This window comes from Neglectibacter sp. CSJ-5, assembly GCF_032490475.1.
GTDB lineage: Bacteria > Bacillota > Clostridia > Oscillospirales > Acutalibacteraceae > Hominenteromicrobium > Hominenteromicrobium mulieris.
This window is the reverse complement of the sequence record NZ_JAVYJC010000003.1, coordinates 26,727-48,540: the sequence shown is the minus strand read 5'-3', so window position 1 is coordinate 48,540 and position 21,814 is coordinate 26,727. Positions and strand designations below refer to the sequence as shown.

Here is a 21,814-nt window from a genome sequence, read left to right as displayed (position 1 = left end):
GCCTTTAGGAGGAATTGTTTTGAAACGGTTTGAAGTGGCAGGGTACGACATGCCCTGCGTGGACCTGGCGGTGAACGTGGACGTGTTCCCCAAGCCCAACGGGGGTACAGGGGTGCGGGACATGAGCTGGCAGGGCGGCGGGAAGGTGGCCTCCGGGATGGTGGCCTGCGCCCGCCTGGGGGCCAAGTGCGCCATGATGGGCGCGGTGGGCAGCGACGACTACGGGCAGTTCTGCATCCGGGACTTTGAGCGCCACGGCATCGACGTCAGCGGGATGAAGGTGCGGGAGGGGGAGACCACGTCCCTGTCTATCGTCATCAGCGACCGGGAGACCAACGGGCGCACCATCGTGTACCGGCGCGGGACGGCTCAGCCGCCGACTTTTGAGGAGCTGGATCAGGAGATATTGGAGGACTGCCAATGGTTCTTCATCTCCCATGTGACGGCGGTCTCGCTGGAGGCCATGCGCCGTGCCAAGGCGGCAGGCGCCGGGGTAATCGTAGACGCGGACAGCTACTCCTCGGAGATGATGGAGAACATCGGACTCATCGATGTGTTTATCGGATCCGAGTTTTTCTACCACGCCCTGTTCCGGGACCTGGAGTACGAGAAGAACTGCAGGTTCCTATGTGAAAAAGGGCCGTCCATCGTCATCTTTACCTTGGGACCCAAGGGATGCGTGGGGTATAGCCCGGAGGATGGGTATTTTGAAGTACCCTCTTTCCAGATTCCAGTCGTGGACACCGTGGGCGCCGGGGACGTGTTCCACGGGGCTTATGTGGTAGGCCTGTTGCGGGGTCTGCTCCCCAAGGAGGCCGCGCGGCTGGCCACGGGTGCGTCTTGCATCAAGTGCACCCGTATCGGCGGCCGGGCGGGGATCCCGGATTGGGACACGGTGCAAAAGTACTTACAGACCGGAGAGATCGACTACGCGGAGATCAACCAGCGAGTAGAATTCTACGGGAGGAAATTGCAGCTATGAGAAAACAGCGGCTCGTGCTGAAGGTGGCCCCCACCAAGCGGAGTTTTCTGAGCGTGGAAGAAGCCAAACGGAAGAAGAACAAGGTTATGGAAGTCATCGCGGCAGGCACCGCCATCCGCGCCCAGGCGGCAAGTATCCTGATGCGGTTTGACCAGGACCTGGTGAAAAACTGAATTTTATGCGGAGGCTGGAAGAAGTTCCAGCCTTTTGCTTACCCGGAAATAGGGGAGGGCCACCTCAAAATTTCATGCAGAGAGGGGGTGATACTTATGGGAAACAGCCGCGGGGCGAAAGCTCTGCGCTTTGCAATATGCTTGGCCGTCGTTTTGGCGCTGGCCATAAGTGTTTGCCCCAAAAGTGTGCTAGCCGCTGGCGGCAACCAGCGGCTAGCATTTGTCCAAAAATGTTAACCAGTTGGGGCTAACCGTCACAAGTTTGCAACAGCGCCCTTTCTGCTTCTATTATACTCGGCGAGGTGGGCGCAGTCAACTGCTTGAAAGAAAAATCCAAGGGAAAGAGGTTGCGGCTGGACCTGACGCGGAGTTATACTAAAAAGGGCAAAGCCAAACCCTTGAGCAAGAGGTGTGGATATGGCGAATTATCGATCTACCCAAGAAATGGCGGAAAAATGGGGCGTGTCGGAACGGAGAATAAACCAATACTGCGCCGAGGGGCGTATATCCGGCGCACAGCGGGTGGGGAAAGCCTGGGCTATTCCCGCCGACGCGGAGAAGCCCGCTGACCCCCGCCAGACGCGCAGGCAAGGGAAGTCTGCCCCGGTAAAGACCGCTTCCGGCGCGCTGATAGACCAGGCAAACTTTATGCCCCTGATGAATACGGCCTTTGCGCCGGGAAAGTGCCGGGATACGGTGGAGGTCATGGCTCCCGGCCCACGGCGGGACATAGCCACAGCGGAATACCACTACTTCACAGGCCACCCGGAGAAAGCGGCAAAAGAAGCGGAAGCCTACCTCACAAGCCCCGACATGGGGGCGCGGCTGTCCGCCTGCCTGCTCTATGCCTATGCAAACCTCTCCCTGAAACGGATTCAGCGGGCCGAGTTTGCCCTGGGGGAATTGAATGTTTCCCTTGCAAACGCGGGGGAACAGGTGCCGGAGTTTCGGGCGGCTGCGGCGTTTATCTCGTTTACGGGGACGGTGCTGCTGCACCTGCCGCTGCCGGAGGAAATGCCCCAGGCCAAGAGCTTCCTGCCCCTGCTGCCGCCGGGACTGCGGGCTTTTGCCCTGTATGTCCAGGCCCACTACCTCTATTTGAAGCAGGAGTACGACCACAGCGCCGGGATTGTGGAGGCCACCCTTGCCATGGGCGCGTCGGACTATCCCATTCCCGCCATCTATTTACATCTGATCGCGGTCATGGACTACATGAGCATGAAACAAACGGACCGGGCCGAGGCCCATCTGCTCGCCGCCTGGGAGATTGCCCGCCCCGACGACTTGATCGAGGGCTTTGGGGAACACCACGGGCTTTTAGGGACCATGCTGGAAGCGGTTATCAAACCAAAATGGCCGGAAGATTTCAAAAGGATTATTGACATCACCTATCGTTTCTCTTCCGGGTGGCGTAGAGTTCACAACCCCAGAACAGGCCACGATGTGGCCGACGATCTGACGACTACGGAGTTTGCAATTGCCATGCTTGCGGCCCGCGACTGGACGACCCAGGAGATCGCGGAACACCTGAAAATATCGGTAAATACGGCCAAAACCCACATTTCCGAGGCCATGCGGAAGCTGAATGTGCAGAACCGAAAAGACCTGAAACAATATATGCTTTTATAGGCAAAATGTCTCCTGAAAGCTGTTCCAGGGGTCATCCATTTTAGGGGTCAAAATGGGTGATGGTATTCCCTCTTTTTTCCCTGTATAATAAAAATGCGGCCATAGAACCACCGCCCCAAACTGCGGCGGAGTCTGCCGCAGAAATGCAGGTAAAAAAGAGATGGAGATTTGCAAAATAAGTCTTGACAAACGGGATTTCTCCCCCATAATCAGACAGACAGACAGACAGACAGACAGACAGACAGACAGACAGACAGACAGACAGCATAAGTCTGTCCTTTTTTCCTGCGTACAAAAAGAATCTCATAACGCCGTTTCAAGGGGCGCGCTGCGTCCACGGTTATTCCGTGGGCGGGGCGCGCCCTTTTTGCGTTTTGAAAGGCCCGGCGTTTGGGGAGAGGGGGGTCCGCAGAGTGTATAGCCATGAAACCCGCGTCGCGCTGGTAAAGGAACGGGTCAAGGAAATAGAGCGGCAGCGAAAGCGCCGCGCCCGCTCCGGCGCTTTGATATTGGCCGCCCTTGCTGCGGGGACGGCCCTGGGCGAGAGAAAGGGGGATAAGGTATGGAAAAGGTCAAGCGGCATGAGTTTGAGGGGGAAGTGATCGAAGTTCCCGTATATTGGGACGACCATCTCCAAAGAGAGGCGGAGAGCTACGAGGGCTACTATAACGGGCCTGTCTACACCACGGCGGGCCGTCCCATTCTGTTAACCATTGAGGACGCCTGCCCCCAGGCCGAGATGGTGGACAATGACCCAGCAAGCATTGACTGCGGCTCCTGCCGCCATTACCACCAATTTCCCGGCTCCCTGCTGGGAGTATGTAACAATGAGCAACGGAAGAAAACGGGCCGCTCCCGCGGGAGCGGCCCAAACCCAGGAACCAAGGAGGAATCGCCATGCGAAAACGATTGACAGCGGTGCTTTTGTGCTTTTGCATGCTGTTTGCGCTGCTCCCGGCGTCCCCGGCCTGGGCGGAAACGGCAGATGATGTAAAATATATCTATTATAATTTATTATCTGATGGAACACTAACTCGTATAGAGGGTAGTGCGAAAAATGCGACCATCGTAGAGAGCAGCGATAGTGTAGAGAGAATAACTTGGAAGGGCGGCTGGTATGTCGTCAGGAAGGGAGACGCTGTGACGTTTAACGCACCCATCGAGATCCAAGGGGACGTTTGTCTGATTCTGGAAGATGGCTGCAGCATGACCACGAACAAGTCGATCATTGTCAATGAGGGCAACTCTCTGACAATCTATGGGCAGAAAGAGAGCAGCGGCAAGCTGAAAATTGACGGAATTGCAAACGCCGCTGCGCTGGGCAGCGAAACGGGCCAAAACTGCGGCAAAATCATCATCTACGGCGGCGATATAAAAGTTACCGGTAAAGGTAACGGCGCCGGTATTGGCGGCGGCCGTGTTGGAGATGACGGCAGTGGTGGAGACGGCGGCGATGGCCACGATGGCTACATCTCCATCTACGGCGGCTCCAGCATCGCCGGCTTCGGCGGCGGCCAGCTCTATGAATCCCCCGCGAATGACGGCACCATCACCATCTTCGGCGGCGATGTGACGGCCACCGGCGGCTCACGCGAAGGTGGTACCATCAACATCTATGATGGCACGATAACAGCCACCGGAGGAGAATTCGCCGCCGGCATTGGCGGCGGCACCGGCGGCGACATCACCATCACCGGCGGCACGGTAAAGGCTACCGGAGGAAGGGACGGCGCCGGCATCGGCGGCGGCACCGGCGGCGACATCACCATCACCGGCGGCACGGTAAAGGCTACCGGAGGAAGGGACGGCGCCGGCATCGGCGGCGGCTCTGGCGACAGCGGCGGCGACATCACCATCACCGGCGGCATGGTAACGGCTACCGGCGGCGGTAACGGCGCCGTCACCATCTCCGGCGGCGGTAACGGCGCCTGCATTGGCTGCGGCTTCGATGGCGACGACTACTGGATTACCATCTACGGCGGCATGGTAACGGCTACAGAAAGATGGACCGGCATCAATGGCGACACCTTTTCCACCGGCACGGGTGGCGATGCCATCCTCTACGCGAGCAGCATCAACCCCAGCAGCGACCAGTCCCAGTGGAGCGGCATCATCTTTCAGGGCGGCAGCGGCCAGGTGTACGGCCGTCAAACCCTTGCAGGGGGCTTTACCGTTGAAGAGGGCCAGACGCTGGCCATCGCCGATGGCGCCAGTTTGACCATCCCGGCGGGTATAACGCTGACCAACGAAGGCACCATCCCGATCACCGACAGCGGCGTCCTGACCAACCAAGGCACGCTGGACAACAGCAGCGGCCTGGTGACCATAGCGGGCAATAACTCGGTCGTCAATACCGGCACGATCATCAGGGGCCCCCAGACCGCGCCCGTTGCCGGTGAGGGCTATACCATTGACTACGAAAAGGAGACCCTTTCCATCCACAGCGGCTATGAGGTCTTTACCGCCCAGAGCGGCGGGACGGAGATTTTTTCCGGCGGTCTCTCCGACTCTCTCGGTGAGACATTCTACATCCGCAAGGCGGAATACATCACCCAAAATCCCTCTGGTTGGACGGAGTTTACCATTCCCATCCGGCGCGGGGCCCCGGATGCGCCCACGGTCACGGATCGGACGGACACGACCATCACCATTACCGCTGAAACCGGCATGGAGTACCGGCTGGAGGATAATGACCAGTGGCAGACGGGCACGGACGGCAGCTTGACGTTCGGCGGCCTGACCGCGGAGAAGACTTATACCATCTACGCCCGTTACGCAGCGGTAACATCGGGTGAGTCTCCCGACTTCGTCAGCGAGGAATCCCGTGCCCAGGCCACCACGAAAGCCGCTCCGGGACAAGCCCCCGCTGTGACCGGGATTGACGCGACGGACACCACCATCACCCTACCCTATAATGCGGAATGGGAATACAGCACCGACAAGCAGAATTGGAACAGTACCCATGAATTTACCGGCCTAAAGGCGGCCATGGAATACACTTTCTATGTGCGCGTGGCGGAAACCGATGACGCCGAGGCGTCCCAAATCGCCGATGTCACGGTCTACACTGCCTATGCCGCCCCGCAGACGGGCGAGGGGTATTCCATTAACTACACAGCGGAAACCATCACGATCAATAGCGGCTATGAGGTCAACACGGCGGTGGACTTCACCGGCACGGAGATTGCCGACGGAAGTTCCCTGGCTGGCTACACCGGAAAGATCCTCTACATTCGCCACGCGGCGGATGATGACGGCGCGCCGGCCAGCGCGGCGGCGGAACTCCCGATCCCCGCCCGGCCTGCTGCGCCCCAGGGCGTCACCGGCGGCACCCTGAAAATCAACGGTGCAGACACCACGATGGAATACAGCACAGATAATGGCGCTACATGGACGGCATTTACCGATGAAACAGTATCCAGCATCAGCGCGGGTACCTATTGGGTGCGGTACCCAGCAGCGGCCGGGACCAAGTTTGCCAGTGAAAGCGTCGAAGTCACTGTGACCCGGCGTTCTTCCGGCGGGGTGACCACCTATCCCGTGACCGTGGCGGACACGGAGTACGGCACCGTCACCGCATCTCATAAGAGGGCCAGCCGGAGCACCCTCATCACCATTACCGCCACCCCCGACCTGGGCTATGAGCTGGAGAGCTTGACCGTCCTGGACAGCCGGGGCGAGGAAATCACCCTCACGGATAAGGGCGACGGCAAGTACACCTTTACCATGCCCGCCAGCAAGGTGACGGTGGAGGCCAGCTTCCTCCCCACACCCCTGCCCTTTGAGGACGTGACCCCCGCCACCGCCCTGACCCGGGCTATGGCCGCGCAGATTCTTTACAATTTGGAGGGCCAGCCGGACCTTTCCGGCGAGAACCTGGGCTACCCCTACGAGGACGTAAACGCCGAGGAATGGTATGGCAATGCCGTGTATTGGGCCAGAATCACCGGCGTGGCCACCGGCTACGGGGACGGCACCTTCCAGCCCACAGACAGCATTACCCGCCAGGAGTTTGCCCAGATGCTTTATAACTACGCCAAGTACAAAGGCTACGACTTGACGGCAGAGGGTGATTTGAGCCAGTTCCCGGACAGCGGCAGCGTAGCCGATTGGGCCGAGATAGCCATGAGCTGGGCCAATGGCAATGAGCTGATTAACGGCCACGACGATGGTACCATCGACGCGGGAGGCACCGCCATCCGCACCCAGGCGGCAAGTATCTTGATGCGGTTCGACCAGAACCTGGTGAAAAATTGAATTTTTATGCGGAGGCCGGGAGCAATCCCGGCCTTTTGCGTACCAAAAAAGCAGGGCCTGCCCCCACGCAAAAGTTGAGCCGCATTAAACAAAAAAAGGCTTCGCAAAACAAAATTTGAAAAACGGGAAGGAGGACGGCTGAAAAAATATGAGAAAAACTTGCAAGAGAAAACTACGGCAGGGAGGATTTTTTCTTTTGCCTAACGAAATCTTCACCCTGGAACTTTCCCCCGGTGAGCTGTCGGTCTACGCCTACCTAATTTTCTGCGAGGACAGAGAGACACACGTTTGCTACCCTAGCTTTCGGAAAATCGGAGAATGTACAAACATATGTACGCTTTTCCCGGGGTGACGAGCTGGAGGGAGAGAGCAACTCCATTTCCAACCAAAAGGCCCTTCTTCTGGATTACGCCTGGCGGCACAAATTCAAGAATGTTCGCATTTTCGTGGACGATGGTGTTTCCGGTGTCACCATGAACCGAAATGGATTCCAGAAGATGATGGCTTTGGTGGAGGCGGGAAAAGTCTCCACCGTGATTGTCAAGGGCATGTCCCGTCTGGGACGCAACTATCTGGAGGTTGGGCAGCTTACGGAGACCGTTTTCCCCATGCACAACGTCCACTTCATCGCGTCAACGATGGGGTGGACAGCGAAAGGGGAGAGGACGATTTCACACCATTCCGCAATATTATGAATGACAACCTCGAATAAAGAATGACACAAAATCAGCAGTGCGTTAGCAATCAGTAAATCTAAACCGCCTGTCCCTTTGGCCGAGCTGATCGGCCAAAGGGACAGGCGGTTTTCTTTACCTTGAATGGGTAGATAAACAGGGCGATTTAATTGTCAAGATAAAGGTCGATTTTGGGCGGTTTCTTTCGCTATAAGCGGCTTTTGAACGGCTTGCCGTATCTCGTATTCATACCTCGGCTAACAGTTCTCAGAGGCCATAAGGATTATTTTTCTGCTGTCTCCGTGTGGCAATATCCGCACAGGGGAAATCCACACGCGGATAATCCGCATCTGGGAAACCCGTACACGGGGAATCCGTATACGGAAAATCCCGCACAATAAAATACTAAATGGCCTCGTCGTCCCGCACCTTGAACGGATGGTTGGGAAAGTCGTGCAGTCTGGAGAGTGGAACATGAACGATCACTTCCTGCTGTGGTTTCGGCTTTTTGCCCGGTTCTTTCTGCACTGCTTTTTCAGGCATTGTGTTCCTCCTGTCGGCATCTGATTTTGGGTACAAAAAAAGGACATTTCTTCTTTTCAGAGGAAATGTCCTGATTTCTTGGACGGGCTGACAGCCCGCCCAAACGGTATTTTATTTTTGTCGTTACTATAACACCCCCTACAATATAACTACTTCGGGCTCGATTTTTCGGTTTGGAAAAGGATGAAAAACCTTGCCAGATAACCGAAAACCCTTGATATACGGGGCTTTTCCGGTTTGTCGTAATTATACCGTAAGGGCACACTTTCGCCACCCTGGCCCTGCAAAACGGGGTAGACGTGAAAACCGTCTCCTCCGTCCTGGGCCACTTCAGCGCAGGGTTTACCCTGGACACCTACGCTCACGTCACCACCACAGCCCAGCGGGAGGCAGCGAAGAAGATGGATGGGGTGCTGGGGCAGAGGATGCCGTGAGAAAAATTCCAGGGGCTGGTATGCGGTGGTATCCGCTCCAGAGTTTGACCCAAACCCAGGGAAAAACGGTATGGGTCAGATATGGGTCAGGACGAAAAACCACCCCGGAGCCGAGAAGCTCTGGAGTGGTTCTTTGCTGTCCGTTTTGGCGAAAAAACAGTGCTGATTGCACAGCAATTACCGAAATGAAGACAGTAGCTATTGGCAATGTCCGACAAAAATACAAGAGAAAACCCCAGGGAACAAAACCTGGGGTTTTTGGTTGCGGGGGCAGGATTTGAACCTACGACCTTCGGGTTATGAGCCCGACGAGCTACCGAACTGCTCCACCCCGCGATATATTCACTTCTCAAGTGCTCAATTATTATACAACAGCTAAACGAAAAAAGCAAGTGTTTTTTTAAAAAAATTTAAAAATTCGTAAAGTGCTGTATTTTGTATGAAGGCGCGGTAAAGGAGGTCGAACACATGGACGATTTGTAAGGCTTTGCCTATGTGCGAGAGGTTAAAAATAACCCGGTGTTGCCGGGATCCCATAGGGGTGAGGGAAACCACATGAACGGTGGGGGAATTTATTTCTCTTTCGCCAGCATCTCCGAGAGTCGCTTTTTAACGGTCGTGTACTTCTTTTCGGGGATGGGCAAAGTGATGCCGTTTATAAGCGTCAAATGAAAGCGGGTGATTTCCGTCACGCGGTCGGGGTTCACAAGGTAGCTTTCGTGGCAGCGCAGAAACAGTCCCGGGTAGCGCTTATCGATCGCCGTCAGTCGCTCGGTCGATTCCCGTATGTCGTTTTGTGTGTGAATATAGGTGTGCATGCCGCTTGTCTCTAAGTAATCGATATACGCGGGGCGCAGGTACAGCATGGCCTTGTTCGCGCCCTTTAAAACGATGCGCGGCGTGCGGTCCTCGCCGGAAAGCACCGCCAGGCGCACACGATCTTCTCCATAGTGCACGGGGTAGATCACATCGCGGTCATCGTAATCGAGTGCATTGGAAACGTGACACACGCGGATGAACGGCTGCACGCCTTCCACCACCCACGAAAGCTGAATGCGCTGCTTTACACGCTGCATGCTGTTGTCCGGCCAAATGGTGTCTACGTCAAAAAACAGCAGCACCTCAAGTACCTTGCTGCTGGGCGTCATGAGCGGCACGGTCACAAGGTCGTGCATCTCAAAGCGCAGACTGTGGTGCTCTTCGGCAAACGCCTTGATGAGCGTTTCGCGCGTGCGGATAATCTGTGTATTTGCCGGGCCGATCCACAGCACGTCCGGGTGGCAGGCCGCCAGAAACGGCTCGATCTCATTATTGTAATACCGCGTTATAATGTCGGCGGAAAGCCGCAGCAAAGCTTGTGTAGTCATAGTGCACCTCGCAAAAAAACGTCTTATTTGTCGAAAAACAAGTTGTATTTATTAAAGTATATTGCAATACCCTGCTAAAATCAATACGATTTTTAAAAAACTATGAGACCGGCAGAAGTTTCTATGGGAACGTAAGCGGCTATTCTGATCTCATCTATTCCAATTTGATCAATCTGTCAAGGGCAATACCGCGCACTGTCGAAAGTTTTATGTGCGGTATTGTCCCTTTTTATCGGGAATGCAAGGCGTTTTTCCCTTTACGGAATTGACGAATGTGGCGATTCATATTATACTTGTTTTTATAGATATTTTCCCGAAAAACAAGGAGGAAACGACCCTATGGAATATACCCCCAAGCGTTTTCACTGCCCTGCCTGTGGCTTTGAGCCGGCGGAAAACGTGCCCGAAAGAGAATATGCCCACTGCCCGCGCTGCCTTACCGCTGTCCATGAAGCGGACAGCGAGGGCTATGAATGCGGCGGTAAGCTACAGCCCGTTTCCATTTGGGTGAAGCCCGATGACAGCTGGGAGATTTTAGGCCGGTGCAGCCTTTGCGGCGAGATTGCCTCTACGCACGTTTCGGACGAGGACGACCCCGTTTTGCTGCTTTCCATTGCCGGGCGGCCGCTTTCCATGCCGCCGTTCCCACTGGAAAAAATAGAGGAGCTTACCCGCATGATGGGCGGCGCGGGCGACAAAGGAGGATATGGCCGTGAACCGTGAAAATAAGCGCAGAAAATACGAAAAAGGCTACTACAAAAAGCATGCGTGCTTAGACCCGTTCACGTGCAAGGTCTGCGGGCGCGAAATTCTGCCCGAGGGCGCAGGCAGCGACCACCGCAACCATTGCCCGTACTGCCTTTCGAGCGTCCATGTGGATAACGAGCCCGGCGACCGCGCGTCCGCGTGCCACGGCGTCATGGAGCCCATCAGCGTGTGGGTGCGCAAAAACGGGGAGTGGGCTGTCATTCACCGCTGCACGGTGTGCGGCAAAATGGGCTCTAACCGCATTGCGGCGGACGATAACCCCATGAAGCTGATGGCTTTGGCCCTGCGCCCTTACGGCAGCCCGCGTCTCGACCCAAAGCGCATCAAAAACATGGTGAAAACCATGGAAGACAAAGCATAAGAGGCGATAAACGTGACCATAACCCGAGCTTCACGTTCACGTAAACGCGTATCCTGCACGCTTAAAAGGAGCCAATATGTCTCAAAATTACAGCTATTTTGCGCATAAAGAATGCGAGTATTTTCCCTGCCACAAGGGCGCGGACCCGGAAAATTTCAATTGTCTTTTCTGCTACTGCCCGCTTTACGCTTTGGGCCGCAACTGCGGCGGCGCGTTTCAATATAAAGAAAACGGCATCAAGGACTGCACGAACTGCCTTTTTCCGCACCGACGCGAAAACTACCAAAAGGTTATCGCGCGCTACAAGGACATCCTGGGCGTATTAAAACGGCTGGAAGCGGAAAACAGAACCGAAAGCGGGGAGAACGCATGACGCTTACGCAAATTCAATATGTGCTTGCCGTGGCGGAAACAGGCACCATCAGCGCGGCGGCAAAGCGGCTTTTCATCGCGCAGCCCAGCCTCACCGCGTCGATTAAGGAGCTCGAAAACGAATTGCAGGTCACGCTTTTCCGCCGCACGAACAAGGGCGTGACCTTAACGCCGGAGGGCGAGGAATTTCTCGGCTACGCGCGGCAGGTGAACAGCCAATTAGACCTTATGCGTGAGCGGTATTTCGGCGGCGCGCCCGTGCGCAGACGTTTTTGCGTTTCCACGCAGCACTATTCATTTGCAGTGGAGGCCTTCGTAGCGCTTTTAAAGGAGCACGGCGGCGAAACGTACGATTTTCACCTGCGCGAAACGCAGACGTATGAGATCATCGAGGACGTGGCGTTATTAAAAAGCGAAGTCGGCGTTTTGTATTTAAACCCGTTCAACGAGACGGTCTTAAAAAAGACGATTAAGGCGCACGGGCTGGGGTTTCACCCGCTGTTCAAAGCGGGGCCGCACGTGTTTTTGGGTGCAGAAAATCCCCTTGCAAAGCGAAAAAGCGTCACACTGGAGGACTTAGCGCCGTACCCGCGCCTTTCCTATGAGCAGGGCGACCACAATGCGTTTTATTTTTCCGAGGAAATTCAGAGCACGCTTGAGTGCGCCAAAGACATCCACGTCTGTGACCGCGCAACGCTGTTCAATCTGCTCATCGGGCTGAACGGCTACACCATTTGCAGCGGCGTCATCAACGAGAGTCTAAACGGCAAAAATATCGTCGCCGTGCCGCTCAATCTTGACGATTACATGGAAATCGGTTATCTCACGCGCGAAAACGTGGAGCCGAGCTTGTTTGCGCAATATTATATCGACGCTTTAAAGAGGTTCACAATGCAATAATGCGAACCGAAAGTGGCTTGTCATAGCAAAAACCTATGGCAAACCGCTTTTTTCTTGTATTTTACAAGACGGAAATTTGCCTGTATACTGTAAGCACAAACTCAAACAGCAGGTGATTAACATGAAAAATATCAAACTTCCGTATCGTTACGATTATGTAGGCAGCTTTCTGCGTCCGAATGATTTGAAGAAGATTCGCGCCGATTATGAAGCCGGCAAAACCACTTACGAAGCACTGAAGGAAGCCGAAGACACCGCCATTCGCGACCTTGTCGCCAAACAGAAGGCGGCGGGTTATAAGCTGCTCACCGACGGCGAATTCCGCCGCAAGACATGGTATCTCGACTTTATGTGGGGCTTTGAGGGCGTCAGCCACTCTGCGCCCAAGGGCGGCATCCCGTTCCACGATGTCCTTGCGGTCGTCGATGACACGTACCTTACGGGCAAATTAAAGCTGACGGGTACGCACCCTTTTGTGGAGCACTTCCGGTTTGTGCAGGCGCTTGAGGACGAAAACACCGTCGCAAAGCAGACCATTCCGTCTCCGGCTCAGTTCTACGAGCAGATGATCTTCCCGATGAACGCGGAGACGACGAATAAAATCTACCCGAACCGCGAAGAACTGCTCGAGGACGTTGCAAAGATCTATCGGGCGTTCATCAAGCAGCTCTACGACGCAGGCTGCCGCAACCTGCAGCTTGATGACTGCTCTTGGGGCGTTTGCGTAGACCCCGCCGCGCCGTTTGTGTTCGGCGTGGAGCCGGAAAAGATGGGCGACATCATGGATCAGCTTTTGAAGGTCAACAACCTCGCGCTTGAGGGCAAACCGGATGATCTCACCGTTGCAACCCACATTTGCCGCGGCAACTACAATTCCTCCTGGGCCAGCCGGGGCGGCTATGAGCCGGTCGCAGAGCGCCTGTTTGCGCATGAAAATGTCGATGCCTATTATCTGGAGTTCGATGACGCGCGTTCCGGCGGTTTTGAGCCGCTGCGCTTCGTCACACCGGGCAAAAAAGTCGTTTTGGGACTGATTACGTCCAAGCGCCCGGAACTTGAGGATAAAGACGCCGTCATCGCACGCATTCACGAGGCTGCAAAGTATGTGCCGCTCGAGAACCTCTGCCTCAGCCCGCAGTGCGGCTTTGCTTCCTGCGAGGTCGGTAACAAGCTCACGGAAGAGCAGCAGTGGGCAAAGCTCGCGCTTGTAAAGGAGATCGCCGAGGAAGTCTGGGGCAAGTGATTTCTATTTAAATACACATCGATCAAACAGGATTTCAAGAACCGCGCAGCGCCGAAAACGCCCTGCGCGGTCTTTTTTTGAAAAGATGTCCGCCAAAATTGCAAACAAATGTTCTAAATTGACTTGACATTTGCGGCGGAATCATTACAATAAGAAATAGAGAGGTACCGCATAAGCTGCATGCGGCATCTCAGTTTTCATTTTTCAGCGCGAAAATGAGAAGCGGGAGAAGGACAGGGGAGAGAATATTCTCTCCCGCGCGGCGCAAAAAACTGCGCATTCTTGCAAAAATTGACACGCATAATGCTCCTTTCATCATGCACAATAAGAACAACAAACGCGAAAAAAGCAGTGCGGCGCAGCGTGAAGCGCCGCCGAAAAAAGGAGAATGAAACATGAACAGCAGCAATAAGACGATGGTACCGGAAGCACAGGACGCGATGAACCGCTTTAAGATGGAAGCCGCAAACGAAGTCGGCGTCAACCTCAAGCAGGGCTATAACGGCGACCTCACCTCCCGCCAGGCGGGCTCCGTCGGCGGCCAGATGGTCAAAAAGATGATCAAGTCCTACGAAGAAAGCATGAAGTAAAAGACATTTAGGCAAATCGGGGGCGTCCGGCAGCGGGCGTCCTCTTTTTGCGGTTTTATTCATAGTCTTCAATCAGCTTGCAGGCTTCCGAGAGCGTTTCGGCACGAATGCCGCGGGCGAGCAGGCGGCGGTCTTCCTCCGTAAGGCTGCTAAGCGGCGTTTCAATGCAGTAAAGGGGCACATCGTTTCCGTCTTTGAAAACAGCCACGCTGTCGTTATAGGCGCGCACGGTGAAGAATGTTTCGTATTCCTTAAAATTTGCTGAATTTGCGGCGCTCTCCCGGTCGGTTTCTTGACTTGCCGCATCGTTTGGGCTATAATAAACGGAAGAGTCGCTTTCTGCTTTTGCGGGGTCTGCCGCAGCTTCCCGCGCATCGCGTGCGGAAAACACGGAGAGCGTGCACAGCGCGGCGAAAAGAATAAAGATCGCCGCCCATGCGCCGTACCGCTGCCGAGCGGAGCGCACAAGGGACTCAAGACGCATTTTCATGACTATACATCCTTTCTAAGTAGGATTTGCCCTGCGGCTTTAGTATCGCCAAGGTTTGCCAATTTATGCAGACAAAGTGCGCTTTTGCCGCGCAATTTGATTTTTCAGGAGGTCAAACGTGCTGAAAAAAGACATCAATAAGTACAACACGGCGCAGCCGAGCGGAAGACCCATGGGCCGTACAGACGGCGAAACGGCCCGCGCGGCCGGCGGCACGGCACATGCGGTGCTTACCATGTTCGGCAAGCTCCTCAAGACAGTGCTTTGCATCTGCATCATTACCGGCTGCCTTGTGGGCTTGAGCGTGGCGGCTGTCATCTGGAGCTACCACGATGCGGAGATGAACGCAAGCCTTGCTTCCTTTAAACTGAAGGAATCGAGCTTTATGTATGTGACGGATTCCCTGCACATAGACAGCGTGGACAATGCGGAATGGACGCAGCGCCTGCGCTATAACGCCGAAGAGATCCGCACGCGCGTTGATTTCACGCAGATTCCGGACATTATGAAGGAAGCGATGATCTCAATCGAGGATAAGCGCTTTTACGAGCACCACGGCGTAGACTGGAAGCGTACGTTAGGCGCCGTATACGGTATGGTGACCGGCAACGATACCGCCGGCGGCTCCACCATTACGCAGCAGCTTATCAAGAACCTGACGGGCGAAAATCAGGTGAGCGTCATGCGTAAGGTGAAGGAAATCTTCATGGCGCTGAACCTTGAAAAGAAGTATACTAAGGATGAAATTCTCGAAGCATACCTGAACCTTGTCAACTACGGCAACGGCTATTACGGCGTGGAGGCCGCGGCAAAGGGCTACTTCGGCAAGGACATTTGGGACTGCAACATTGCGGAGTGTGCGACCATTGCCGCGACGACGCAAAACCCGGCCGCGCTGTGCGTGTTCTACCACCCGGAGGCGAACCGCAAGCGCCGCGAGCTTGTCATCTCCGAAATGTACGACCAAGGGCGTATCACGCGCGCGGAGTACGACGAGGCAATGGAACAATCCGCAAACCTGAAGCTGCGCGGCGTGGACTTTGAAATGGACGACGAAGAAGAGGAGACCGATACCCAGAGCGTTTCCACCGAGGTGTGGAACTGGTACGAGGAAGAGGTGTTCAACGACACCGTTGACCTGCTTATGCAGTATGCAAACCTCGACCGCGACATGGCAATCGACCTCATTTATAACGGCGGTCTCAAGATCTACTCCGCCGAATATGTGCCGATGCAGGAGGCGTTTGAAAACTACCTGAAAAACAACTGGCAGGAGTTTACGAGCGACAACGGCATTTGGAGCGGTGTGTGCCTGATGGAATATGACGGCAGAATCCTCTGCGTGAACACGAACCAGGCAAACGATGACAACGAGCTTTTAAAAAAGACCGGCAACCGCGTGCTGAACAACGTTTCGTACTCCACGAACCAGCCGGGTTCTTCCATTAAGCCCATCAGCGTGTATGCGCCGGCGTTGGAAAACAATCTCATCACGTACGGCTCCGTGCTGAAGGATGAGCCGTTGCCGAACTACTTTGATGACGGCAGCGAGGGCCCGAACAACTTTGACGGTACGTTCGCCGGTACGGTGAATGTGGATCAGGCCATTACGGAATCTCTGAACGCCCCGGTGGCGCAGCTCATCAACCAGATGTCGCCGCTTGTAAGTTACCAGTTCCTCACGCAGAACCTGCACATCACGTCGCTTTCGGAGGAAGACTCCTATAACGTCGGCGGCGTGGCCATCGGCGGTTTGACGAACGGTATTTCCGTGCGCGAGATGACCGGCGCGTACCAGATCTTCGGCAACGGCGGCAAGTATTACACCCCGTACACCGTGTACCGCATTGAGGATAACGACGGTAACGTGATCTACGATTACCAGCAGAACCACAAAGAGGAGCAGGCAATCTCGTTTGATACGGCGACCATTATGAATAAGCTGCTGCACCTGCCGATCAACGGTACGGATACGGATGCATACCCCACGGCAAATATGGTGCGCCGCGACGACCTTGACCAGATCGGCAAGACCGGTACGACCGAAGACAGCAACGACGTGTGGTACATGGGCGGCACGACCGCTTTCGTGTGCGGCATCTGGAACGGCCACGAATATAAGGAAGAGATCTACGACACGAACAGTGCAAAGAAGATGTATAACGGCATCATCGACTGGATGGAAGCGAACTACTACGACTTCCTCCACAGCGGCAGCTATGTGCTGAGCGACAACGTGGTGCAGCTTTCCTACTGCCGCGACAGCGGCCTGCGCCCCGGCCCGAACTGCGTGCACATTGCAAACGGCTGGTATTCGCAGAACAACATTCCGAGAACGTGTGACGGAGGATCCGACCACATTGCAAAGACGAGCGCCACGGCAACGCCGTCGCCCTCGCCTTCGCCGAGTGTAGAACCGAGCCCGTCCCCGAGCGCGGAGCCTACGGCATCGCCGACGGCGGAGGCCACGCCGACCTTGGCCCCGACCGCAACGCCGGAACCGACGCCGGAGCCTACCCCGGAACCGACGCCGGAGCCTACCCCGGAACCGCCGGTAGAGCCTACCCCGGAACCGCCGACAGAGCCGGAAACGCCGGCGGCGTAAAGCGGTTTGCAGAACGCGGATCACGATAAAAATTTAACGTGCATTATGCAGGACTCACTCATTTTAAGAGTGGGTCCTGTTGCTTTTTGTGCGAGATAGACCAAAATAAGAAAAAAGGGGAAAGGAAAGAAATTTGGGTTGAATTTTGCCGAAAAGTGTGCTACACTGTTTATCGACGCAATACAAACGTACTTAGGTGGTGGACAATGGAAAACACATCGTTTCTTTTGATCGACGAATCCGTTCTGCCGGAGGTATACCAGAAGGTCATCCGCGTGAACCAGCTTCTGGAGACCGGCGAAGCCTCGAACACCTCAGAGGCGGTCAAGATGGCGGGCATCTCCCGCAGTGTATATTATAAGTATAAAAACGCCGTTTTTCCGTATACAAAAAAGGAAACGGGCTCCATTATGACGGTGCAGGTTGTGTTAAACGACAAGCCCGGCGTGCTTGTGAACCTTTTGACGGTATTCTATAAGGCGAACGCGAACATTCTGACCATTAACCAGAATATTCCGGTGAAGGGCAAAGCGTTCGTTTCGGTCTCGGCGCGAAGCGAAAATATGAGCATTGAGATTGATGAGCTTTTGAAGCGCCTTTTTGAGGTGCAGGGCGTTATTAAGATTGACAGCATCGTCGGTTAAATTCGCGTGGAAAGGAAAATGGAAATGGCAAACATAGCAGTTCTCGGCCACGGCGTGGTCGGCTCCGGCGTTTTGGAGGTGCTTACCTCTCACGCGGCGAGCATCGCGAAGCGCGCGAAGGAAGAGATCCATGTTAAGTATATTCTGGACTTAAAGGAGTTCCCGGGCCTGCCGTACAGCGACCGCTTTACGAAGGACTTCAACGTCATTTTAAATGACCCCGAGGTGCAAATCGTCGTGGAAGTGATGGGCGGCCTGCACCCGGCGTATGACTTTGTGAAGGCGTGTCTGGAAAGCGGCAAGAGCGTTGTGACCTCCAATAAAGAGCTTGTGGCACAAAAGGGCGCGGAGCTGCTCGCGATTGCGCAGGCGAATAACCTCAACTTCCTGTTTGAGGCGAGCGTCGGCGGCGGCATTCCGATCATTCGCCCCATCAGCCAGTGCCTTGCCGCAAATGAGGTGACGAAGATTGCCGGTATTTTGAACGGCACGACGAACTTCATTTTAACGAAGATGATTCGCGAGCAGATGAACTTTGAAGATGCTTTGAAGCTTGCACAGCAGCTCGGTTACGCGGAGCGCAACCCGAGCGCCGATGTGGAAGGTCTGGACGCCTGCCGTAAAATCTGCATTTTGGCGTCCTTGGCGTTCGGCACGCACGTGTACCCGGATTCCGTTTACACAGAGGGCATTACGAAGATCACGCTGCAGGACGTCGATTTTGCAGACGTTTGGGGCGGTGTCATTAAGCTTATCGGCTCTGTGAAGAAGCTCGAAAACGGACAGGTGCATATTATGGTTTGCCCGATGTTTGTGCACCGCGGCAGCCAGCTTGCGAGCGTGGACGATGTATTCAACGGCATTATGGTGCGCGGCGACGCGACGGGCGACGTGGTGTTCTACGGCAAAGGCGCGGGCAAGCTGCCCACGGCGAGTGCCGTTGTGGCGGACGTCATCGACTGTGTGAAGCACTTTAAGGCGCGCAAGTACCTCTTCTGGGAGGATGCGAAGCCGAACTACGTGGCGGATTTCGGCAGCATGGAAACGTCCGCATTCGTGCGCGTTTCCGCCAAGGACAGCGATACGGCGCTGAACACGGCGGCGGACGTCTTTGGCAAGATCACACCGCTGCTTGCGAAAAGACCGGTACAGGGCGAAGCGGGCTTTACGGTGGAAAACCTTACGGAGAAGGAACTCAGCGATAAGCTGGCAGCGCTGGAAGCGCGCGGCGTAAAGGTTGAAGGCCGTATTCGCATCTCCGATTATTGATAAAAGCGGAAAGGGGAAAGCATTATGATCCGAATCGATATTCCGGCAACCAGTGCCAACCTTGGCTCCGGTTTTGACTCGCTCGGCATTGCGCTGACCATGTGCAACCGCGTGTGGATGGAAGAAGCGGACGAGCTGAAGATCACGACGACGGACAAGATCAAAGTGCCGACCGATGAGACGAACCTCATTTACTGGGCGGCGCGGCATTTGTACCAGATCTGCGGCAAAACGCTGCCGGGTCTGCATATCATTCAGGAAAACAACATTCCGATGGCGCGTGGCCTCGGCAGTTCTTCGGCGTGCATCGTGGCCGGTATTTTGGGCGCGAATCGTATGCTTGGCTCGCCGATGTCGCAGAGCGACCTCATTAACCTTGCAGCGCAGATTGAAGGGCACCCGGATAACACGAGCCCGGCAATCTCCGGCGGCCTTGTCGCTTCTGCCATGGAGGGCAAGCGCGTGTACAGCGTTTCCGTGCCGGTTTCCGGCAAGATCAGCTTTGCGGTGATGATCCCGCCGTTCGAGCTCAAAACGGAGAAAGCCCGCGGCGTGCTGCCGACGGAGTATTCCCGCGAAGACACGGTGTTTAACCTTTCGCGCTCCGCTTTAATGACGGCATCGCTGTTCTCCGGCGATCTGCAGAACCTGCGCGTGGCGGTGCAGGACAGAATCCATCAGCCGTATCGCTCGGGCCTCATCGAAAATTACGACCAGGTGTTCCGCATGAGCTACGAGCTTGGCTCGCTCGGCACGTATGTGAGCGGCGCAGGCCCGACCATCATCTCCATGATCCCCACAGAGGGCGCGGAGGAGTTTATGAGCGCGTGCGATTCACATTTACAGGACCGCGGCATCAACGGCTGGCGTGTGGAGCTTCTGCATACCGACCCGCAGGGCGCGCGCATCATCATTGAATAACGAGAATTATCCCACAGGGGTTATGGAAAGGGAAGTGTTTCTATGGCATTGATCGTTCAGAAGTTCGGCGGTTCCTCCGTTAAGAACGCCGAGCATTTGAGAAATGTCGCCGATATCGTGACCGGCACATATAAGAACGGCAACGACGTGGTCGTTGTGGTTTCTGCGCAGGGCGATACAACGGACGACCTCATTGATAAAGCGAAAGAGATCAACCCAAACCCGTCTAAGCGCGAAATGGACCAGCTTTTGACGGCGGGCGAGCAGATCTCTGCTTCGCTGCTTGCTATGACGATTGAAGATTTGGGCTACCCGGTGGTCTCTTTGCTCGGCTGGCAGGCGGGCTTTTCCACTTCTACGGCTTACGGCAGCGCGCGCATTAAGCGTGTGAATCCGGAACGCATTAAGGCGGAGCTTTCAAAGCGCAACATCGTTGTTGTAACGGGCTTTCAGGGCGTCAACAAGTACGACGACATGACGACGCTGGGCCGCGGCGGCAGCGATACGAGCGCGGTGGCCATTGCGGCTTCCATGCACGCCGACCTGTGCCAGATCTATACGGATGTGGACGGCGTTTACACGGCAGACCCGCGCAAAATTCCGGCGGCGAGGAAGCTCGACGTCATCTCCTACGACGAGATGCTGGAGCTTGCGACGCTGGGCGCGCAGGTGCTGAATAACCGCTCGGTTGAAATGGCTAAAAAATATCATATTGAATTAGAGGTTCTTTCCAGCCTGACACGGGCTAAGGGAACGATCGTTAAGGAGGCTACCAACGTGGAAAAAATGCTCATCAGCGGTGTTGCAAAGGACGAAAACGTCGCCAGAATCTCTGTCATCGGCGTGCCGGATAAGCCGGGCCTTGCGTTCCGCATTTTCTCTAAGCTTGCACAGAAGAACGTAAACGTCGATATTATTTTGCAGTCCATCGGCAGAAACGGCACGAAGGACATCAGCTTCACCGTGGAAAAGGACAAGATGGACGCGACCATCGAGCTCATGCAGTCTTACGTAGAGACCATCGGCGCGAGCAGCGTTGTGTTTGACGACGACGTGGCAAAGGTTTCCATTGTCGGCGCGGGCATGGAGTCTCACCCGGGCGTTGCTTCCGATATGTTCGAGGCGCTGTTTGAGGCAAACGTGAACATTCAGATGATCTCGACGAGCGAGATTAAAATTTCCGTGCTCATCAAGAAGGAAGACGCGAACAAGGCGGTTGCCGCCATCCACGCGAAGTTCTTCGAACAGATCGGTCAGTGAGTTGACGAAAACACGCACGGCATTTTTTGAATTTGTAGGGAAATGAATTTGAAGTCACCCCTTGGCGCATACTAAGCCCGGGGGTGATTTTATGTTTCCGAACGGTTTTGGCATGAACGGCTACTGGGGGCCGGAAAACTACGTTTTGGGCGCGGCGCTTTTCGACTGGCACAAGGATTTCGACGACCTGCCCGAGGAAGTGAAGGAATACCTCACACAGCACGAGTACGAAATTCACAGCGAAAACGACGTGGACCGCTTAGTCCGCACGTATAACCAGAAAAGGTAAAAAGAAAAGAGAAAGCGTGCGCCGGGGCGAGCTCGGTACACGT

Annotated in this window: 20 protein-coding genes, 1 tRNA gene and 2 pseudogenes; 19 read left to right on the top strand and 4 right to left on the bottom strand. The window is 55.2% G+C overall.

The annotated features are described in order from the left end of the window. The first annotated feature begins 19 nt into the window (after positions 1-19). From R2K26_RS07005 to R2K26_RS06980, 6 genes and pseudogenes are all read left to right on the top strand, one after another. Entirely contained in the window at positions 20-982 is a 963-nt protein-coding gene (locus tag R2K26_RS07005) for a carbohydrate kinase family protein (RefSeq protein WP_316519371.1), read from the top strand. Next, complete coding sequence (locus tag R2K26_RS07000; RefSeq protein WP_316519370.1) at positions 979-1,155, top strand: hypothetical protein; 177 nt, start codon at positions 979-981, stop codon at positions 1,153-1,155. The genes R2K26_RS07005 and R2K26_RS07000 overlap by 4 nt, the downstream gene beginning before the upstream one ends. Before the next feature lie 417 nt (positions 1,156-1,572). After that, positions 1,573-2,784: a LuxR C-terminal-related transcriptional regulator gene (locus R2K26_RS06995; protein WP_316519369.1), complete on the top strand. Its 1,212-nt coding sequence runs from the start codon at positions 1,573-1,575 to the stop codon at positions 2,782-2,784. A gap of 598 nt (positions 2,785-3,382) precedes the next feature. Continuing rightward, the gene (locus R2K26_RS06990) at positions 3,383-3,697 is read left to right on the top strand and encodes a hypothetical protein (RefSeq protein ID WP_316519368.1); all 315 of its coding nucleotides are present in this window, start codon (positions 3,383-3,385) and stop codon (positions 3,695-3,697) included. Positions 3,698-3,924: 227 nt separating this feature from the next. Further along, the gene (locus R2K26_RS06985; RefSeq protein ID WP_316519367.1) at positions 3,925-7,041 is read left to right on the top strand and encodes an S-layer homology domain-containing protein; all 3,117 of its coding nucleotides are present in this window, start codon (positions 3,925-3,927) and stop codon (positions 7,039-7,041) included. A 356-nt stretch (positions 7,042-7,397) separates the two neighbouring features. Next, positions 7,398-7,741 (top strand): annotated as a pseudogene (locus tag R2K26_RS06980) (recombinase family protein); the annotation flags it as partial. A 379-nt stretch (positions 7,742-8,120) separates the two neighbouring features. On the opposite strand, the gene R2K26_RS06975 reads toward R2K26_RS06980, so the two are convergent. Further along, positions 8,121-8,258: a hypothetical protein gene (locus tag R2K26_RS06975; RefSeq protein ID WP_316519366.1), complete on the bottom strand. Its 138-nt coding sequence runs from the start codon at positions 8,256-8,258 to the stop codon at positions 8,121-8,123. 260 nt (positions 8,259-8,518) lie between these two features. On the opposite strand from R2K26_RS06975, the pseudogene R2K26_RS06970 reads away from it, so the two are divergent. Then, positions 8,519-8,692 (top strand): annotated as a pseudogene (locus R2K26_RS06970) (site-specific integrase); the annotation flags it as partial. 259 nt (positions 8,693-8,951) lie between these two features. On the opposite strand, the gene R2K26_RS06965 reads toward R2K26_RS06970, so the two are convergent. Further along, positions 8,952-9,028 (bottom strand) — tRNA-Met (locus R2K26_RS06965). Between the two features lie 236 nt (positions 9,029-9,264). Further along, on the bottom strand, positions 9,265-10,059 hold the full coding sequence (locus R2K26_RS06960; protein ID WP_316519365.1) for a LytTR family DNA-binding domain-containing protein: 795 nt from the start codon (positions 10,057-10,059) through the stop codon (positions 9,265-9,267). Between the two features lie 339 nt (positions 10,060-10,398). On the opposite strand from R2K26_RS06960, the gene R2K26_RS06955 reads away from it, so the two are divergent. The 6 genes from R2K26_RS06955 (at position 10,399) to R2K26_RS06930 (ending at position 14,293) form a co-directional block, all read left to right on the top strand. Further along, positions 10,399-10,782, top strand: coding sequence for an RNHCP domain-containing protein (locus R2K26_RS06955; protein WP_316519364.1), 384 nt, complete (start codon positions 10,399-10,401; stop codon positions 10,780-10,782). Further along, a complete protein-coding gene (locus R2K26_RS06950; RefSeq protein ID WP_176820329.1) occupies positions 10,772-11,188 on the top strand; it encodes an RNHCP domain-containing protein in 417 nt (138 codons plus the stop codon). The genes R2K26_RS06955 and R2K26_RS06950 overlap by 11 nt, the downstream gene beginning before the upstream one ends. A 76-nt stretch (positions 11,189-11,264) precedes the next feature. Continuing rightward, complete coding sequence (locus tag R2K26_RS06945; protein WP_176820330.1) at positions 11,265-11,561, top strand: cysteine-rich small domain-containing protein; 297 nt, start codon at positions 11,265-11,267, stop codon at positions 11,559-11,561. Further along, complete coding sequence (locus tag R2K26_RS06940; RefSeq protein ID WP_308448906.1) at positions 11,558-12,460, top strand: LysR family transcriptional regulator; 903 nt, start codon at positions 11,558-11,560, stop codon at positions 12,458-12,460. The genes R2K26_RS06945 and R2K26_RS06940 overlap by 4 nt, the downstream gene beginning before the upstream one ends. A 121-nt stretch (positions 12,461-12,581) precedes the next feature. Continuing rightward, a complete protein-coding gene (locus tag R2K26_RS06935; RefSeq protein ID WP_308448905.1) occupies positions 12,582-13,703 on the top strand; it encodes a 5-methyltetrahydropteroyltriglutamate--homocysteine S-methyltransferase in 1,122 nt (373 codons plus the stop codon). 395 nt (positions 13,704-14,098) lie between these two features. Next, on the top strand, positions 14,099-14,293 hold the full coding sequence (locus tag R2K26_RS06930) for an alpha/beta-type small acid-soluble spore protein (protein WP_176820334.1): 195 nt from the start codon (positions 14,099-14,101) through the stop codon (positions 14,291-14,293). Positions 14,294-14,348: 55 nt separating this feature from the next. On the opposite strand, the gene R2K26_RS06925 is transcribed toward R2K26_RS06930, so the two are convergent. Next, a complete protein-coding gene (locus R2K26_RS06925) occupies positions 14,349-14,783 on the bottom strand; it encodes a hypothetical protein (RefSeq protein ID WP_316519363.1) in 435 nt (144 codons plus the stop codon). A 118-nt stretch (positions 14,784-14,901) separates the two neighbouring features. On the opposite strand from R2K26_RS06925, the gene R2K26_RS06920 reads away from it, so the two are divergent. The 6 genes from R2K26_RS06920 (at position 14,902) to R2K26_RS06895 (ending at position 21,771) form a co-directional block, all read left to right on the top strand. After that, complete coding sequence (locus R2K26_RS06920; RefSeq protein WP_316519362.1) at positions 14,902-17,388, top strand: transglycosylase domain-containing protein; 2,487 nt, start codon at positions 14,902-14,904, stop codon at positions 17,386-17,388. Positions 17,389-17,594: 206 nt separating this feature from the next. Continuing rightward, positions 17,595-18,032, top strand: coding sequence for an ACT domain-containing protein (locus R2K26_RS06915; RefSeq protein ID WP_308448902.1), 438 nt, complete (start codon positions 17,595-17,597; stop codon positions 18,030-18,032). A 24-nt stretch (positions 18,033-18,056) separates the two neighbouring features. Beyond that, positions 18,057-19,301 (top strand): homoserine dehydrogenase, encoded by a 1,245-nt coding sequence (locus tag R2K26_RS06910; protein ID WP_316519361.1) that lies wholly within the window; start codon positions 18,057-18,059, stop codon positions 19,299-19,301. A gap of 24 nt (positions 19,302-19,325) precedes the next feature. Then, entirely contained in the window at positions 19,326-20,222 is an 897-nt protein-coding gene (thrB, locus tag R2K26_RS06905; RefSeq protein ID WP_176820339.1) for a homoserine kinase, read from the top strand. Positions 20,223-20,264: 42 nt separating this feature from the next. Continuing rightward, positions 20,265-21,482: an aspartate kinase gene (locus R2K26_RS06900; protein ID WP_316519360.1), complete on the top strand. Its 1,218-nt coding sequence runs from the start codon at positions 20,265-20,267 to the stop codon at positions 21,480-21,482. 91 nt (positions 21,483-21,573) lie between these two features. Beyond that, a complete protein-coding gene (locus R2K26_RS06895) occupies positions 21,574-21,771 on the top strand; it encodes a hypothetical protein (RefSeq protein ID WP_308448901.1) in 198 nt (65 codons plus the stop codon). Positions 21,772-21,814 lie beyond the last annotated feature (43 nt).

What these genes read in the sequence shown, in the direction of transcription:
- R2K26_RS06910 (WP_316519361.1), top strand. Translation starts at nt 18,057, where the DNA reads ATGGCAAACATAGCAGTTCTCGGCCACGGCGTGGTCGGCTCCGGCGTT.
- thrB (WP_176820339.1), top strand. Translation starts at nt 19,326, where the DNA reads ATGATCCGAATCGATATTCCGGCAACCAGTGCCAACCTTGGCTCCGGT.
- R2K26_RS06915 (WP_308448902.1), top strand. Translation starts at nt 17,595, where the DNA reads ATGGAAAACACATCGTTTCTTTTGATCGACGAATCCGTTCTGCCGGAG.
- R2K26_RS06945 (WP_176820330.1), top strand. Translation starts at nt 11,265, where the DNA reads ATGTCTCAAAATTACAGCTATTTTGCGCATAAAGAATGCGAGTATTTT.
- R2K26_RS06935 (WP_308448905.1), top strand. Translation starts at nt 12,582, where the DNA reads ATGAAAAATATCAAACTTCCGTATCGTTACGATTATGTAGGCAGCTTT.
- R2K26_RS06940 (WP_308448906.1), top strand. Translation starts at nt 11,558, where the DNA reads ATGACGCTTACGCAAATTCAATATGTGCTTGCCGTGGCGGAAACAGGC.
- R2K26_RS06930 (WP_176820334.1), top strand. Translation starts at nt 14,099, where the DNA reads ATGAACAGCAGCAATAAGACGATGGTACCGGAAGCACAGGACGCGATG.
- R2K26_RS06960 (WP_316519365.1), bottom strand. Translation starts at nt 10,059, where the DNA reads ATGACTACACAAGCTTTGCTGCGGCTTTCCGCCGACATTATAACGCGG.
- R2K26_RS07000 (WP_316519370.1), top strand. Translation starts at nt 979, where the DNA reads ATGAGAAAACAGCGGCTCGTGCTGAAGGTGGCCCCCACCAAGCGGAGT.
- R2K26_RS06955 (WP_316519364.1), top strand. Translation starts at nt 10,399, where the DNA reads ATGGAATATACCCCCAAGCGTTTTCACTGCCCTGCCTGTGGCTTTGAG.
- R2K26_RS06975 (WP_316519366.1), bottom strand. Translation starts at nt 8,258, where the DNA reads ATGCCTGAAAAAGCAGTGCAGAAAGAACCGGGCAAAAAGCCGAAACCA.
- R2K26_RS06895 (WP_308448901.1), top strand. Translation starts at nt 21,574, where the DNA reads ATGTTTCCGAACGGTTTTGGCATGAACGGCTACTGGGGGCCGGAAAAC.
- R2K26_RS06995 (WP_316519369.1), top strand. Translation starts at nt 1,573, where the DNA reads ATGGCGAATTATCGATCTACCCAAGAAATGGCGGAAAAATGGGGCGTG.
- R2K26_RS06925 (WP_316519363.1), bottom strand. Translation starts at nt 14,783, where the DNA reads ATGAAAATGCGTCTTGAGTCCCTTGTGCGCTCCGCTCGGCAGCGGTAC.
- R2K26_RS06900 (WP_316519360.1), top strand. Translation starts at nt 20,265, where the DNA reads ATGGCATTGATCGTTCAGAAGTTCGGCGGTTCCTCCGTTAAGAACGCC.